The sequence below is a fragment of the Agrobacterium sp. CCNWLW32 genome, assembly GCF_037083425.1.
GTDB classification, from domain to species: domain Bacteria; phylum Pseudomonadota; class Alphaproteobacteria; order Rhizobiales; family Rhizobiaceae; genus Agrobacterium; species Agrobacterium radiobacter.
This window is the reverse complement of sequence record NZ_JBAOJM010000007.1, coordinates 154,066-169,975: the sequence shown is the minus strand read 5'-3', so window position 1 is coordinate 169,975 and position 15,910 is coordinate 154,066. Positions and strand designations below refer to the sequence as shown.

The following is a 15,910-nucleotide window of genomic DNA, read 5'->3' as shown; positions in this document are numbered from 1 at the left end:
CATGATCCTTTCTCCCCTGCCACGCCTCATCATCGAACCGCTCGTGCGCAACGCCCTCCTGGAAGACCTCGGGCTGGCGGGCGATATCACCTCCGCCGCCGTCATTCCCGCCGATCATCGCTCGGTCGTCGTCATGGCTGCGCGCGAACCGGGCGTTATTGCCGGTCTCGATGCGGCGGACCTTGCTTTCCAGCTGGTAGACCCGGCCATCGTGATGAAACGGCATGTGCAGGATGGGGCAAGCGTGGCCCCCGGCGATATCATCGCGACGATCGAAGGCCCCTCGCGCGGCCTTCTGACGGCGGAGCGCACGGCGCTGAATTTCCTTGGCCACCTGTCGGGCATCGCCTCCGTCACCGCAAAAATCGTTGCCGCCATTGCCGGCAGCAAAGCCTCGGTCGCCTGCACCCGCAAGACGACGCCGGGGCTGAGAGCACTGGAAAAATATGCCGTGCGCGCCGGCGGCGGCATGAACCATCGTTTTGCGCTCTATGACGCTGTTCTCATCAAGGACAACCATATCGCCGTGGCCGGCAGCGTGCGCGACGCCATCCGCCGCGCCCGGCAGGGCGTGGGGCATCTGGTCAAGATCGAGGTGGAAGTCGATACGCTTGCGCAGCTGCGTGACGTCATGGACGAGGGCGTCGATGCGGTTCTCCTCGACAATATGACACCCGAACAGCTTCGCGAGGCCGTAGGGATCGTCGCCGGTCGCGCCATGACCGAAGCGTCCGGCCGCATCAATCCGCAAACGGCCGCGGCCATCGCCACAACCGGCATCGACCTCATTTCTGTCGGCTGGCTGACCCATAGCGCACCGGTTCTCGATATCGGGCTGGATTTTGAGAACCAGGGTTGAGTTTGCGATAGCGTGCACGCCGCACGGAACAAAAGTTCCGCGTCATCGTTAGTATCCCGCCTGGGGTCAATTCAAGGCGGGGGGACGTGCGCAAAAAATGCGGGTCCAGTGCCTTCTGACCTCTTTAGAAAGGAAAGGCCTGTTATGGAAGACGCACAAGTTGGCTGGATTGCAGCAATCATCATCGGTGGCGTAGCCGGATGGCTCGCGGAACAGTTCATGAAAAGCAATATGGGTGTTTTCATGAACATTATTCTCGGCATTATCGGCGCCATCGTCGCCAATTTCCTTCTGGGGCTCGTGGGCATTTCGCTCGGAGGCTGGATTGGTTATCTCATCGCCGGTTTCATCGGCGCCTGCATTCTCATCGCCATCGGGCGGGCATTTCGCCGCTAAGGGGAGGACACCATGAGCTTTTTCGACAAGATCAAGAACGCTATTTTCGGCAAGGCCGAGGCCGCGCCGCAGACTTCGGCTCCGGCCGGAACACCGTCGACCACCGCCAGCCCGACCACAGCAAGCCCGGCCGCGCCCGCTCCGACAGCGGCGGCTCCGGCACCCGCCGGCAATGTGGACGTCGCTTCGATTCTGGATGCGGCTGTCAAGAAGAACGGCCAGAAGCTCGACTGGAAACGCTCCATCGTCGATCTTCTCAAGGCTCTCGACCTCGACAGCAGCCTGACGGCCAGAAAGGAACTCGCCGGCGAGCTCGGTTATACCGGCGACACCTCGGATTCGGCGACCATGAACATCTGGCTGCACAAGGCCGTCATCAAGAAACTGTCCGAGAACGGTGGCAAGGTTCCGGCCGACCTTCTGGATTGAACCGATAAACGGGAGAGCCGCGATGGACGACTATTCCAGCCTTCGAGAGCAGATCGGCCAGGACCTCGACACCCTGCACAGGACCGAGCATCCGAAGTCGATCTTCGAGATCGCCGACGACTATCTTCTGGGAAATCCAAATCTCAACAGAGCCATCGTCGAAGACATCATCAAGGAAGAAGCGGACAAGCGCGGCATCGCGATCCACTGAAGCCGCGCATCGCAGGCACGGCGGTTGTAACAAAAGGGCGGCATCCTAACCGGATGCCGCCCTTGTATATTTGGCAGAGTTGCATCATCCGCATTCCGTCACCCCGGACCAGATCCGGGGTCTAGCGCGATCAAGTCCTTGATCGCAAAAAGACTCTTCTCACGGCGCAGACGCGCCGTGGCTGGATGCCGGATCTAGTCCGGCATGACGGAGGAGAGGTTTTCGCCAAAGCTTTATTTATCCAGCTTCGCTTCGACCTTTTTCGCGTTTTCTTCCATCAGCTCATACCACATCGCGTTCATGACGGCGAAGATGGCGGCGAGAGGCAGGCCGAGCAGCCAGGCGAAATACCACATGTTCGATCTCCTTCTTTCTTGATCAATAAGCGTGACCGCTGTCGTCGCGGATCGCCTTTTCGTCCACCTTGCCCCACAGCACGCGATAGACCCATGATGTATAGGCGACGATGATCGGGATGAAGATGAGGGCGACGACCAGCATGATGAACAGCGTCATATGGCTGGACGATGCATCCCATACCGTCAGGCTCGATTTCGGATCAACCGAGGACGGCAGGATGAAGGGAAACATCGCTAGCCCTACCGTTGAGATGATGCCGAAAATGGCGAGCGAGCTGGAAAGCAGCGCCAGCACCTCCTTGCGGGCCCTGAACAAGATGAAGGCCACGAGCGGGAAGACAAGACCGAGCGCCGGCGCCAGCATCATCCATGGATGCGCCGCATAGTTGGAAAACCAGACGCCGCTTGCGACCTCGACCGTCTTCGACAGCGGATTGGACGGACCGTCGGTCACGATGTCAGAGGTGAAGCGATATCCATCGATACCGAGCCACAGAAAGACGCCGCCGAGCGCAAACAGAACTGACGTGGCAAGGGCCGCGATGCTGCCAAAAGCGCGGGCGCGGGCCGCCACCGGACCATCCGTCTTCAGCACCAGCCATGCCGCACCATGCATGATGAGCATGGCGACGGATACGAGGCCGCAGAGGATGGCGTAGGGGTTCAGAAGTTCGAACAGCGTCGTGCCGTCGTAGAAAATCCTGAGGTCGTCATTGAGGTGGAAGGGAACGCCCTGCAGCACATTGCCGATCGCCACGCCGAAGATCAGCGCGGGAACGAAGCCGCCGATAAAGAGCGCCCAGTCCCAGCCGGTGCGCCATGCGGTGCTTTCACGCTTGGAGCGATATTTGAAACCGACCGGCCGCAGGATCAGCGCAAACAGGGTGGCGAACATCGCCAGGTAAAAACCTGAAAACGACACCGCATAAAGCGGCGGCCAGGCGGCGAAGATCGCGCCGCCGCCAAGGATGAGCCAGACCTGATTGCCTTCCCAGACCGGGCCGATGGAATTGATGACGACACGCCGCTCGATATCCGTTTTCGCCACGAAGGGCAGCAGCGCGCCGGTGCCGAGATCGAAACCGCCGGTAACGGCGAAACCGATCAGCACCACGCCGAGCAGCAGCCACCAGATGACGCGGAGGATTTCGTAGTCGATGAGTTGGTGCAATATCATGATCGTTTACTCCGCAGCGACGAGTTTTTCAGGAACGAGCGGCGCTTCCGGCTCATGGTCCGGATCAGGCCCCTTGCGGATCGCCTTCAGCATCAGCCCCATCTCGACGATGAACAGCACCGTGTAGATGGCGATGAAGCACAGAAGCGTAATCAGAACCGTCGAGGCGCTGAGGCTGGAGACGGCAGCGGCAGTGGGCAGCACACCCTCGATGATCCATGGCTGGCGGCCGAATTCGGCCACGACCCAGCCCATTTCCGCCGCGATCCACGGCAGCGGAATGGCGAAGACCGCCACTTTCAGCAGCAACGGATAGTGATCCAGCCGGCGGCGGGCCGAAAGATAAAAGAACGTCGCCGTCAGAAGGATGAAGAACATGCCAAGGCCGACCATGATGCGGAACGCCCAGAACAGCGTCGGCACATGCGGAATGGTATCCGCCGCAGCTTTCGCAATCTGCTCTTCGCTCGCCTGGCGCGGATCATCGACATATCGTTTCAGCAGCAGGGCATAACCAAGCTCGTGGCCGAGTTCCGCAAAGGTGCCGCGCACCTCTTCGGGCAGTTGCGCGCCTTTACCGGTGGCGCGTATCTGCATCAGCGCGTCATAGGCCTTGATGCCGTCGCGGATGCGGGTCTTGGCTTGCTCCACCAGATCGTTGATGCCCGGAATTTGCGTATCGAGCGAGCGGGTGCCGATAAGACCCATCACCCACGGGATCTTCACCGCGAAATGCGTCTCGCGCGCTTCCTGATCGGGAAAACCGATGACCGTGAAGGGTGCCGGGGCCGGCTCGGTTTCCCACATGGCCTCGATGGAGGCGAGCTTCATCTTCTGGTGTTCGGTCGAGAGATAACCGCTTTCGTCACCCAGCACGACGACCGACAGCGCCGATGCGAGACCGAAGGAAGCGGCGACCGTCATCGAACGCTTGGCCAAATCGACATGGCGGCCTTTCAGCACATACCAGGCCGAAACGCCGAGCACGAAGATGGAGGCCGTCACGTAACCGGCGGAAACCGTGTGAACGAACTTCGCCTGCGCCACCGGGTTGAACAGGACCTCGAAGAAGTCCGTCACTTCCATGCGCATGGTCTGGGGATTGAAGGCAGAGCCCGTGGGGTTCTGCATCCAGCCATTGGCGATCAATATCCATAGCGCCGAAAAATTCGAGCCGAGCGCCACGCACCATGTCGCGACGAGATGGCCGAGTTTCGACAATTTATCCCAGCCGAAAAAGAACAGCCCGACGAAGGTGGCTTCCAGGAAGAAGGCCATCATGCCCTCGATCGCCAGCGGCGCACCGAAAATATCGCCGACATAGTGGCTGTAGTAGCTCCAGTTCATGCCGAACTGGAATTCCATGACGATGCCGGTGGAAACGCCAAGCACGAAGTTGATGCCGAACAACGTGCCCCAGAATTTCGTCATCTGCCGCCAGATCGTGCGGCCGGTCATGACATAGACCGTTTCCATGATGGCGATCACCACCGACAGTCCGATCGTCAGGGGAACGAACAGAAAGTGATACAAGGCCGTCACTGCAAATTGCAGGCGCGACAGCGCCACTATGTCGAGTTCCATAGTCTTACCCACCTTTTCCGGAAGGCCGGCCTTCCATTTCAAAGACGACGCCGGCTCTCAAAAAATCTCAGTCCGGGCGCAGTGTATTCAGCACTACGCCGTATTCCGGGGCGCCGCTTTGACATTCATCAAATTGACGCCCCTCTTTCAGCACGATGATGCGCTCGGCAAATTCCGCCTCGCGGCGATTATGGGTGATCATCACGACAGTCTTTCCCTGCGCCCTGGCAAACAGCCGGGTGAGGACGTCGCGGGCAGTCTCACCGTCGAGCCCCTCCGTCACCTCGTCGAGAAGCCAGAGCGGCCGGTCGGCGAGCAGGAAACGGGCGAGCGCCAGCCGGCGCGACTGGCCGCCGGAAAGCCCCTGGCCCGCCTCGCCAAGCCTTGTCTCCAGCCCGGCGGCCAGGGATTTGACATGTTCGGCAAGGCCTGCCGCCGTCAGCGCATCCCACAATTCATCCGCGGTTGCGGCGGGTTTCGCCAGCCGCAGATTGTCGGCGATGCTGTCGCGAAAAAGCTGGCTGCGTTGCGTCATAAGAGTGGACGGCAGCGCGCTAACCGTGCCCGCAGCCGGCCGCAATTCACCCGCCAGAAGCTGGATGAGGCTCGTCTTGCCCGCGCCGCTCGGGCCGACGATCGCAACCCTCTCCCCGGCAGCGATTGCAAGGTTGATATTCGTCAGGACCGGATTGTCGTTCCCCTCCCGCTCCAGACGCACATCTTCGAGTTTTGCCGCCATCCCGCTGACCGGCAAGACGGGACAGCGACCCTCAACCGTTGCCGAGAGACGCGGCGCGATGCGCCGTGCGGAGAATAGCGTACGCCCAAGTTCCATCGCCCCACGACGCAGCGCCGTGAAAGGCTCCAGCGCAGCAAAACAGACGAGCAGCCCGAGCGCCGCAGCAGGCGCGCTCACCGCCCCCTGTTCCGCAAGCCAGGCCATGCCGAGAAGGGCTGCGCTCAAAAGAACGGCCGCTGCAACTCCGAAGGAAAAACCGGCATTGGTCTCGATACGGTTCAGGTTATCGTCGCAGGCAGAGAGGTAATCATCCGCCCGTTTCACCGCCGCGACCTGCGCGAAAAGGCGGCCGGTGGTCAAGAGCTCCGTCTGTCCGCTCACGAGGTCGGCCGTGCTGGCCCGAAGCGCTTCAAGCCCGATTGCCCGGCGGCGCGAGAATGTTTCCGCGCGCAGGGCGGAGCGCGCCGAAATTCCAAGCCCCGCCACGATCAGGAAAGCTGCCGCCAGAATGCCGGCCATCGGATGGAGAAAAGCAAGCCCGAAGCCTGTTGCAATCGCGGCGAGGATCGCCACGGCGGCGGGAACCAGCACGCGCAGATAAAGCGAATCAAGCGCGTCTATATCCGCCGTCAACCGGTTCAGCAGGCGGGCAGGCCTTGCCTCCAGGGATTTCGCGGCCTGCGGCGCGGCAAAACCGCGAAACAGTTTTTCCCGAAGGGCTGCAAGCACGGAAAGCGTGGCTTCATGGGTGGTCATGCGCTCGCCATAGCGGGCGGCGGTGCGCGCCAGCGCCAGAAGACGAATGGCGGCCGAAGGGGCAAAGACATCGAAAGCATAGGCCGTTGCGGGCAGAAGACCGGCAATCGCCGTTGCGGTGATGAACCAACCGGAAACGCCGAGAAGGCCAATGCCCGCCAGCACCGTCGTTACCGCCAGAACCGCGCCCGCCAGCAGCATGCCGCGCCGCGCCGACCAGAACAGGGCGATAACGGGTCTCAATATCGCAAAACGCGCGATCATGGCTGCCCCCTCGAATGGATCGCCGTCATATCCACGATCCTGTCCATGCGCGCCGCAAGCACCGGATCATGGGTCGCGACGATCAATGTCCTGCCATTTGCCAGTTGCAGCAGGTTATCCGTGACGAGAGCAGCCGTTTCCCGGTCAAGATGGGCTGTCGGCTCATCGGCCAGAACAAGCTGCGTTGCGGGGTCTGCGAAAGCACGCGCAATGGCAAGCCGCACCGCCTCCCCGCCCGAGATTCCATATCCGCCATCGCCGATCTGCAGATGCCGGCGCGCATGCGTCAGTTCATCGAGCCCGGTGCGGCGCAGCGTCTCTTCCACCATGCCATCACTGACACCGGAACGACCGAAACGAATATTCGCCTTCAGCGAACCGGCAAAAAAGAACGGCTTCTGGCTGACCCAGCCGATCGTCCTGCGCAGCCCATCGGCCGTCGCATTGTCGAGCTTTACGCCGCCGATCCTGATCGAACCCTCTCCAGCCTCGGCCAACCCGGCAATCAAGGAGAGTACAGTGGATTTGCCACAACCGGAAGGCCCGAGAATCGCAACTCGCTCACCCTGTTGAACCGTCAGGTTGAGATTTTGGATGACAGACCGGGCGTTCGGATAAGCAAAGGAAAGATTGTCGATCTCCAAGAGGCCGGGCGTCGGGGATGGGACAGACGCCACATCCGCACCCTCTCCCGCGATGGTCGCACCGCCCGCCGTCAGTTTGCCGAGCGCATCAAGCGCCGCTTCGCCGGCCGCGCGGTCGTGCCAGACGGCGGAGAGTTCCCGCAGCGGTTCGAAAAACGCCGGCGCCAGAAGCAGGATGAAGAGGCCTTCGGCTAGCGTCAGCTTGTGGCCCCAGGCGCCGAAATCCAGAAAACCGAGCAGATGAAAACCGATATAGACGGCGGTCATGGCAACGCCGAGCGCTGCGAAAAGCTCCAGCACCGCCGAGGAGAGAAAGGCGATCCTGAGCACCGCCATCGTCCGCTTCTTGAGGTTCTGCGCATCGGCGCTGAGACGCTCCGCCGTCAGATCGACGGCTTCGAGCGTGCGGATCGTTTCCAGCCCGCGCAGGCGATCAAGCAGGAAGGCATTCATATTGCCCGTCTCGGCAAGCTGCTTTTCACTGGCGGCCTTCGCCTGCCAGCCGATGAGCGCCATGAAAAGAGGGATGGTTGGCATGGCGAGCAACAGCACCAGCGCCGCGATCCAGGTAAATGGCAAGATCGCCAGCACGAAAACCAGGGGAATGATGGTGGCCTTCATCCGCGCCGGCTGGAAACGGGAAAGATAGGGCACCAGCGCTTCCGCCGCCTCAGCCACGACGCCCGCCGCCTCACCCGAGGCGGTGCGCGACAGATCGAGCGGGGAAACCTTCGCCACAGCCTGCAGCGCTTCCAGCCGCCGTTGCGACAGCACCGCGCGGGCGGCACGAAACGACAGCCGCGCCGCCATCTTTTCCAGCCACGCCTTGACGAGGCCGAGGATGAGAACCGCAGCGGCGGCCGGCACGATCGCCATCATCGGCGCGCCATCGGCAATTCTTCCGACGGAAAAGGCAAGCAAACCCGCCTGCGGCAGCCACAGTAAAGCCGCCAGCACATGCAGCAGGGCAAGGGATCTCCCCACCACCGGCGCGCGTGTCATTTTCGCCCGCCCATCGGCTCTGTCGCGAGAGGTTCTGCGGTTGGCGTTACGCCGACCCATCGCATCGGGCGAGACTGCAGCCGGCGCGGGACAGACTGCGCCGTCACCGTCGGCCCCCTGGCGGATTTCCACTGACATGCTCACGGCCGCTCTCCTCACCCGTCCTTCTTCGCGCCACGGGGTCTGGCGAGGGAGACGATCTTGTCCTTGGCCTCCAGCAGCTTCGTGACCTTCGAACCGAGCGCGAGAAGCGACGCCAGCCTTTCCGTCTCCAGCCGCTTCACATCGTCATACCAGCCGGTGAGCTGCTCGATCAGCGTCTTCATCTCGTCGATGCGCTTTTGCGCATGCCGCTCATCTTCGTTTTCCGGCGTCTCCATCAGAATTTCACGCAGCACGCTGAGCGTCGGATCGATCTCGCGCTTCTTGCGCTCTTCGGCAAGGGTGCGGAGAATTTGCCAGACATCATCAGGCGTCGTGAAAAAATCGCGCCGGTCGCCGGGAAAATGCTTGAGAATTGCAAGGTTCCACGCCTGCAGCTCCTTCAGGCTCATCGACACGTTGGAACGGGAAATGCCAAGCGCCTCCACAATATCGTCCGCACACAACGGCTGCGGCGAAATGTAAAGCAAAGCATAGACTTGGCCAACGGTGCGGTTAATGCCCCAGCGGCTGCCCATCTCACCGAAATGCAGCACAAAGGACTGAACGAGCGGGGAGAGATTGGTTGGCATTTCTTTGTTTCCTGAATTTTCAGTAATTTCTGAAATTTCGATAACGCAAAAAAAGACAGGCGGCAAATCACCTTTTTGACCTGCGTCAAAATGTGCAAATGGGCAGAGACGACATCGGTGAAGATGCTCGTGGGTGCAGCCAGGGCAAAATATGCGGCAGTCGTGTTGGGGCTTTATGACAGGCTGGGCGTTTGCTCGGGTTCGTCACCCTCTCTCCGTCATTCCGGCCTTGAGCTGGAATAACGCACTCCAAAGCAGTTTATGATATCGATAACATAGCTGCAGGCCGCCGCAGGCAAAAATCCACCCCTAAAAAATCGGCGGCGGAAAGATCCGCCGCCGATCGAAACGTCCGCACATTCCCCGTGCGGCAAAAGCGCTTACGAAAAAGCGATCTGCACCTTCATGGCGCGACTGCGGTCGGAGGCGAATTCGAAGGCCGAGATGGCGTCGTCGAGATCGACGGTCTGGGTGATGAACGGCTTGACGTCGATCAGGCCCTTGCGCATCAATTCCACACCGGTGGCGAATTCCTCATGGAAGCGGAAAGAGCCGCGCAGATCCAGTTCCTTGGCGGTGATCGCCATCATCGGCAGGTTCATATCGCCACCAAGACCGAGCTGGACGATGATGCCGCGCGGACGAAGCGCCGTAATACCACCGGCAAGCGCCACGGCGGCACCCGAGCATTCATAGAGAACATCGAAAGTTCCCTTGTTTGCCCCATAGGCGGCAAGCGCGTCGGGCTCATCCTTGCTGTTGATAACACGGTCCGCACCCGCCTCACGCGCCTTGGCGAGCGTGAAATCGGAAAGATCGGTGGCGACGATTTCAGCCGCGCCGGCACGGCGCGCGGCCAGAATGGAGAGGATTCCGATCGGGCCACAACCCGTGACAAGCACACGTTTTCCCAGCAAATCACCGGCGCGGCGGGTGGCATGCAGCGTCACCGCGAGCGGCTCGGCCATGGCGGCCTCGCCGGCGCTCAGGCCATCCGCCGGCACGCATTGCAGGGCGTCCGCCACCAGAACCTCACGGAACGCACCCTGAATATGCGGGAAAGGCATGGCGCTGCCATAAAAGCGCATGTTGAGGCACTGGTTGTGCAGGCCTTCCTGGCAGAAGCGGCAGGTTCTGCAGGGGCGGGACGGCGAAACGGCCACCAGACCGCCGACCTTCAGCCCTTCGACGCCCTCGCCCAGTTCTTCGATGACGGCCGAGACCTCATGGCCCAGCACCATCGGCTCACGAAGCCGCACCGCGCCGAAGCCTCCGTGATTGTAATAATGCAGATCGCTGCCGCAAATTCCGCCCCGGACCAGACGAAGCCGTACTTCTCCCGCTCCCGGCGCTTCCTCGGGCCGTTCCTCGATGCGCACATCCTTGGCCCCATGGGCAACAATCGCTCTCATAAATATCTCCCGTTCGACATCGCGCCTGAGCAGCACGACAAATAATCCGCATCCCTGTCACCGCCGCCTGCCGTGCATTTGCACGCCGTGCAGCCTCCCCGCCCGCCCGATCCGTACCGAAACCGGGCGTTTAAGCCTTGACATCCACGTCTGAAAGGGATGAATGTTATCGATAACATAAACCGGTATGAATGCAATGTCGAGAGACTGGAGGAAACAGTGGGCCTTAATTTGTTCGATCTTTCCGGCCGCCGCGCCCTGATCACGGGTTCGTCCCAGGGCATCGGCTTCGCGCTGGCGCAGGGGCTGGCGGAAGCCGGAGCGGAAGTGGTGCTGAACGGGCGCGATGAAGCGAAGCTGAAGGCCGCCGCCGCTGGCATCAAGGGTGCGAAAACACTTGCCTTCGACGCTACCGATCATGGCGCGGTGCGCGAGGCCATCGACCGTTTCGAAGCGGAGGTCGGCCCCATCGATATTCTCGTCAACAATGCCGGCATGCAGCACCGCACGCCGCTTGAGGATTTTCCGGCGGATGCCTTCGAGCGCCTGCTGCAGACCAACATCGCCTCGGTGTTCCACGCCGGACAGGCCGCGGCGCGCCATATGATCAGCCGTGGCCGTGGCAAGATCATCAACATCGCCAGCGTTCAGACCGCCCTTGCCCGCCCCGGCATCGCGCCCTACACCGCCACCAAGGGCGCCGTCGGCAATCTGACGAAAGGCATGGCGACGGACTGGGCCAAATACGGCCTGCAATGCAACGCCATCGCGCCCGGCTATTTCGATACGCCGCTCAATGCGGCTCTGGTTGCCGATCCCACCTTTTCGGCATGGCTTGAAAAGCGCACGCCGGCCGGTCGCTGGGGCAAGGTCGAAGAGCTCGTCGGCGCCTGCATCTTCCTGTCATCCGATGCCTCGTCCTTCGTGAACGGGCATATTCTTTACGTCGATGGCGGCATCACCGCTTCGCTTTAACAAACACCAAAACCGGATGGCCGGCTGCGGCCGCCATCCGGTTTTGAACCGATGACACCACGACACTTTGGGAGGAGGCCGTGAACACCATGACCGAGAAGAACAAAGTCGCGCTGATCGGCGCCGGCGCCATGGGCGGCGCGATCGGCACACGGCTCATCGAGACCGGCAATCAGCTGACGGTTTTCGATCTGGATGCGGAAAAGGTGGCGGCGTTGACGAGCCTCGGCGCGCAGAGCGCCGGCACGGCGGCGGAAGCGGCTTCAGTTTCCGATGTGGTGATCCTCAGCCTCAATTCCCCGAAAATCGTTCGCATCGCCGTCTTCGGCAAGGATGGCGTGGCGGCGGGGGCAAAGCCCGGCACACTCATTATCGACATGTCCTCCATCGATCCGGAAGCGACCAAGGAGCTGGCGGCCGATGCTGCGGAAAAGGGCCTGCGCTGGGTGGACAGCCCGCTTTCGGGCGGTGCGCCCAAGGCGCTTGTCGGCCAGTTGACGCTGATGGCCGGCGGCAGCGAAAAGGATGTCGCCGATGCGCATCGCGTGCTGCGGCATGTGGCCAGCAACTATACCCACATGGGACCCTGCGGCGCGGGACAGACGACGAAACTCATCAATCAGGTTCTCTGCGGGCTGAATTTCCTTGCGGTGGCGGAAGCAACACAGCTTGCGCTGGATGCCGGCGTCAATGCCACCAAAATCCCGCAGGCGCTGAAGGGCGGCCGCGCCGATAGCGCCATCCTGCAGGAATATATGCCGCGTTACGTGGCAAAGGATTACCGCCGCACCGGCCGTATCGACAATATGGTGAAAGACCTCAACGGCGCGCAGGATCTCGCCCGGCGCACCAACACGGCCATGCCACTGACGGCACTTTGCGCCGAAGTGCACCGCATGCTGACGGCGGCAGGGCTGGGTGGAGAGGATCAGGCCGCACTGATGGAGTTTTTCAGCGGCGCGAAACGCACCTTTCCGGACTGATTGCCCGATGGGCATGAAATGGCAGGAGCCTGTTGATACAGCCCCCACGGGCCATTGCGAAATTGTCCTTCAGCGAAGATGATCGGGCGAATCGGCATGGCAATTGCCCCGATCATCGCAGACGCATGCATGCAAAGGACAATTTCCCGATGACTACCTCCACGACAGGCACGGGGATTGCCGGTCTGACCGTTTCCGGAGACGGTTTCATTGCCGAAATCGCTTTTGAGGGCGCGACGCTTCTGAGCTGGCGGCCGATCTCTGCCGATGGCGGAGAAGGCGAAGATCTTGTCGACGGATATTCGACGCCTGCCGAACTGCAATCGCAGAACGGCGTGAGAAACGGCATTCTCGCACCCTTCACCAATCGCATTCCGGATGGCCAATTCAGTTTTGGCGGGCAGGCGCACCGCATTGAACCGGTGCTTGCCCATGAAACTCTCGTCTTCCACGGATTTGCCAGAGCCCTGCCCTTCGCCCTCGCGCAATCTCTTGAGGAAAACGGCGCTCGCATCCTTATCTTCCGCACTGAAATATTGCCTGCGGATTTCAAGGGTTATCCCTACCGTCTCGCCATCGAGGTGGAATATCGCTTCGCCGGCCATGAGGTCACCATCGACATACGCGGCATCAATCGCGACGACCGGCCCCTGCCTTTCGCCGCCGGCTGGCATCCCTATTTCCGCCTGCCCGGCACGACGTCTATCGACGACCTTCTTCTCACGCTGCCCTCGCGAACGGCGATTGAAACAGACGAGGACCTGATCCCCCTTCGCGACCCACAGGGCGGGATAGTCAAACGGGACGACACCCGCTTTCTCTATGCGCCGCTGGCCGGCCATGTACTCGATGTCTGCTTCACCGATCTGGTCGCATCCGAAAACGGGCTTTACGAGACGAGGCTCGAAAACCGGCACGATGGTTCGAGCCTGACGGTATGGCAGGAGCGTGGGCACATGCATGTCTTCACCGGCGATACGCTCGCCCGCGACAGGCGGCACTCCATCGCGCTTGAACCCGTGGAAACACCAACCAACGCCTTCAACCACCAGGAACTCGCGGATGCGATTACCCTGCAACCCGGCGAGACTCGAGGCTTCCGCTTTGGCGTCCGTTTCAAGGCGGCGCGCTGATAAGGCTCGATAAGCCCTCAGATATGCGTCGTCGGCAGCGAAGACGACAGCTTAACCGTCTCCATGGAGATATAGGCGGACATGTCGTAAAGCTGCACGCGGCGCAGGATCTGTTTATAGACCGTGTCGTAATATTCGACATTCGGCAGCACCAGCTTCAGAATATAGTCGAAATTGCCGGTCAGCCGGTGAACCTCGACAATCTCAGGTATGGTGCTGACGGCGGCATGGAACCGGTCCAGCCAGTCCTCCGCATGCAGGCCCGTTCTCACCAGCAGAAAAACCGTGGTCGGCAGGTTGATCTTCCGTCGGTCCAGCAGCGCCATCGTGCCCGTCACATAACCTTCCGTTCGCAGCCGCGTGATGCGGCGCGAACAGGCCGATAGCGACAGGGAAACCTCCTCTGCGATATCCGCGAGTGGGGTCTCGGCATTTTCCTGGAGAATCGCAAGGATTCGGCGGTCACGGTCGTCAATCATCCGTTAAGAATGCACCGGTTAACGCAACAGCGCAAGAAATTTGCGATATTATCTAATATGGCGCGTTACATTTGCATACTTGCCGCGCAATCCTCCAAAAAACGCATGCCGTTTTCGTTTCGGTGATGGCATTCTTGTCTTCAATCAAACTTGATAAGGGAACTCTTATGAAACGGATCGGCCTGATCGGCGGCATGAGCTGGGAATCTACCGCAACCTATTACCGCATGATCAATGAGGCCGTGCGCGACAGCCGCGGCGGCCTGGTCTCGGCCGATATCGTCATGCATTCGCTCGATTTTTCCGAGGTCGTCGCCCTCCAGAAGGCCGATCGCTGGGATGAGGCAGGCGCTCTTCTGGGCGCTGCCGGTGCGCGCCTTGCCAATGCGGGTGCCGATTGCGTGCTGATCTGCACCAACACCATGCATCTTGTCGCTGACACCGTAGCGAAAATGTCCGGCGTGGCGCTGATCGACATCATCGATGAAACCGCAGCAGCCCTGAAGGCGGATGGACGCCGCAAGCCGCTTCTGCTCGCCACCCGTTACACGATGGAGCACGGCTTCTACACCGACCGCATGCGCCGCCACGGCGTCGACGTGGTCGTGCCCGATGCGGAAGACAGGGCTGCGATCCACGACATCATATTCGGCGAACTCTGCCAGGGCGAGATCAAGTCCTGCTCGCGTGAACGCTATCTCGCGGTCATCGACAAGGCTCGCGCACTCGGCGTCGATTCCGTCATTCTCGGCTGCACCGAAATTTCGCTGCTGATCGACCCCGACGCCCTGCCGCTGCCCGGTTACGATTCGACCGCCATTCACGCGAAGGCCGCCGTCGGCTTCGCGCTCGGAAACAAGGCTTTCGACAGAGCCGCATGAATGTGCCGCCTCTTTGCCTATTCCGGTAAACCCGTCTGGCTCGACAGCCTGCTGATCGAGCCAGAAGCATCACTGGTCAGCCAGTCCATGGCCGCAAGAGAAGCGAAAACCGTCGTCAATGGCGACGGTTGCGGCCTTGGCTGGTATGGCGAACGCGGAACGCCCGGCGTCTTTCGTGATACCAGGCCCGCCTGGTCGGATGCCAACCTCGCTGCACTCTGCCACCAGCTTCGCTCGGGCATGTTCATGGCCCATGTCCGCTCCGCCACCTCAGGCGAAGTATCCCGCGCCAATTGCCACCCCTTTGCCCATGGCCAATATCTCTTCATGCATAACGGCCAGATCGGCGGCTACGAGCAGATCAGGCGCGACATCGACTCCCTTATCCCCGATGATATCTATGCATCCCGACGCGGCACCGGCGACAGCGAAGCAATATTCCTCATCGCCGCCGGCCTTGGCCTTGATGCCGATCCCGTGCGCGCAATTTCCACCGCCCTTCGTCTCTGTCAGGAAAAGATGGTCGCGGCGGGCGTTTCCTCCGCACTGCGCTTCAGCGCCGTGCTGATGGACGGCGATTGCGTGCACGCCTTCCGCTGGTCGAGCGATGACAAGCCGCCGACGCTCTACTGGCGCGGCCTGGAAGAAGGCATCGCGTTGAGTTCGGAGCCCTTTTCCTTCGATTGCACTCCCTGGTGCGCCGTTCCGCCGAATACCCGCGTGACGATCCGCGCCGGGGAAATGACGACAGAGCCTTTTTTTCTGCCGTAAACATCGTCTTCGACGACGGTGTTGCCCCGTTTTCACACCGCCGCCACGCGAGACAAACATGGCTGTGGCGGCGACCCATTTATTTTCATTGAATTTTTGCGGCCGCGAAGGCTAGTGTGTGA

General features: G+C 61.0%; 17 protein-coding genes. 9 read left to right on the top strand and 8 right to left on the bottom strand.

All coding sequences use genetic code 11. The annotated features are described in order from the left end of the window. Position 1 precedes the first annotated feature (1 nt). The 4 genes from nadC (at position 2) to V6R85_RS16545 (ending at position 1,895) form a co-directional block, all read left to right on the top strand. The gene (gene nadC, locus V6R85_RS16560) at positions 2-859 is read left to right on the top strand and encodes a carboxylating nicotinate-nucleotide diphosphorylase (RefSeq protein ID WP_112278391.1); all 858 of its coding nucleotides are present in this window, start codon (positions 2-4) and stop codon (positions 857-859) included. A 144-nt stretch (positions 860-1,003) separates the two neighbouring features. Beyond that, positions 1,004-1,255 carry a GlsB/YeaQ/YmgE family stress response membrane protein gene (locus V6R85_RS16555; RefSeq protein ID WP_003508605.1) on the top strand — a complete coding sequence of 84 codons (252 nt, stop codon included), beginning with the start codon at positions 1,004-1,006 and terminating at the stop codon, positions 1,253-1,255. 12 nt (positions 1,256-1,267) lie between these two features. Further along, complete coding sequence (locus V6R85_RS16550; RefSeq protein WP_080867088.1) at positions 1,268-1,684, top strand: DUF3597 domain-containing protein; 417 nt, start codon at positions 1,268-1,270, stop codon at positions 1,682-1,684. A gap of 22 nt (positions 1,685-1,706) precedes the next feature. Continuing rightward, positions 1,707-1,895, top strand: a complete 189-nt coding sequence (locus V6R85_RS16545) for a hypothetical protein (protein ID WP_080864605.1) — start codon at positions 1,707-1,709, stop codon at positions 1,893-1,895. 233 nt (positions 1,896-2,128) lie between these two features. Here the strand turns inward: V6R85_RS16545 and cydX are convergent, their stop codons facing one another. The 7 genes from cydX to V6R85_RS16510 all read right to left on the bottom strand — a co-directional run bounded on the left by cydX (position 2,129) and on the right by V6R85_RS16510 (position 10,566). Then, complete coding sequence (gene cydX, locus V6R85_RS16540; protein ID WP_107677753.1) at positions 2,129-2,251, bottom strand: cytochrome bd-I oxidase subunit CydX; 123 nt, start codon at positions 2,249-2,251, stop codon at positions 2,129-2,131. Between the two features lie 22 nt (positions 2,252-2,273). Continuing rightward, a complete protein-coding gene (gene cydB / locus V6R85_RS16535) occupies positions 2,274-3,431 on the bottom strand; it encodes a cytochrome d ubiquinol oxidase subunit II (protein WP_060723432.1) in 1,158 nt (385 codons plus the stop codon). Positions 3,432-3,437: 6 nt separating this feature from the next. Further along, positions 3,438-5,015 carry a cytochrome ubiquinol oxidase subunit I gene (locus tag V6R85_RS16530; protein ID WP_111820660.1) on the bottom strand — a complete coding sequence of 526 codons (1,578 nt, stop codon included), beginning with the start codon at positions 5,013-5,015 and terminating at the stop codon, positions 3,438-3,440. A 67-nt stretch (positions 5,016-5,082) separates the two neighbouring features. Then, entirely contained in the window at positions 5,083-6,774 is a 1,692-nt protein-coding gene (cydC, locus tag V6R85_RS16525) for a thiol reductant ABC exporter subunit CydC (protein ID WP_112346903.1), read from the bottom strand. Further along, positions 6,771-8,558 (bottom strand): thiol reductant ABC exporter subunit CydD, encoded by a 1,788-nt coding sequence (gene cydD, locus V6R85_RS16520; RefSeq protein WP_112357031.1) that lies wholly within the window; start codon positions 8,556-8,558, stop codon positions 6,771-6,773. The genes cydC and cydD overlap by 4 nt, the downstream gene beginning before the upstream one ends. A 17-nt stretch (positions 8,559-8,575) precedes the next feature. Next, on the bottom strand, positions 8,576-9,154 hold the full coding sequence (locus V6R85_RS16515) for a GbsR/MarR family transcriptional regulator (protein WP_003508593.1): 579 nt from the start codon (positions 9,152-9,154) through the stop codon (positions 8,576-8,578). A gap of 380 nt (positions 9,155-9,534) precedes the next feature. After that, positions 9,535-10,566 carry an L-idonate 5-dehydrogenase gene (locus V6R85_RS16510; RefSeq protein ID WP_003508592.1) on the bottom strand — a complete coding sequence of 344 codons (1,032 nt, stop codon included), beginning with the start codon at positions 10,564-10,566 and terminating at the stop codon, positions 9,535-9,537. Positions 10,567-10,785: 219 nt separating this feature from the next. Between V6R85_RS16510 and V6R85_RS16505 the strand changes: the two genes are divergently transcribed. The 3 genes from V6R85_RS16505 to V6R85_RS16495 all read left to right on the top strand — a co-directional run bounded on the left by V6R85_RS16505 (position 10,786) and on the right by V6R85_RS16495 (position 13,657). Continuing rightward, positions 10,786-11,541 carry an SDR family oxidoreductase gene (locus V6R85_RS16505; protein WP_107677826.1) on the top strand — a complete coding sequence of 252 codons (756 nt, stop codon included), beginning with the start codon at positions 10,786-10,788 and terminating at the stop codon, positions 11,539-11,541. A gap of 89 nt (positions 11,542-11,630) precedes the next feature. After that, a complete protein-coding gene (locus V6R85_RS16500) occupies positions 11,631-12,524 on the top strand; it encodes an NAD(P)-dependent oxidoreductase (RefSeq protein WP_112346900.1) in 894 nt (297 codons plus the stop codon). 149 nt (positions 12,525-12,673) lie between these two features. Beyond that, positions 12,674-13,657, top strand: coding sequence for an aldose 1-epimerase (locus tag V6R85_RS16495; protein ID WP_112346914.1), 984 nt, complete (start codon positions 12,674-12,676; stop codon positions 13,655-13,657). Between the two features lie 17 nt (positions 13,658-13,674). Here the strand turns inward: V6R85_RS16495 and V6R85_RS16490 are convergent, their stop codons facing one another. Then, entirely contained in the window at positions 13,675-14,136 is a 462-nt protein-coding gene (locus tag V6R85_RS16490; protein ID WP_003508584.1) for an Lrp/AsnC family transcriptional regulator, read from the bottom strand. A gap of 167 nt (positions 14,137-14,303) precedes the next feature. Here V6R85_RS16490 and V6R85_RS16485 point away from each other — a divergent pair, with 167 nt between their 5' ends. After that, positions 14,304-15,017 (top strand): aspartate/glutamate racemase family protein, encoded by a 714-nt coding sequence (locus V6R85_RS16485; protein WP_003508582.1) that lies wholly within the window; start codon positions 14,304-14,306, stop codon positions 15,015-15,017. Next, positions 15,018-15,788, top strand: coding sequence for a class II glutamine amidotransferase (locus V6R85_RS16480; RefSeq protein ID WP_112278394.1), 771 nt, complete (start codon positions 15,018-15,020; stop codon positions 15,786-15,788). The last annotated feature ends 122 nt before the right edge of the window (positions 15,789-15,910 follow it).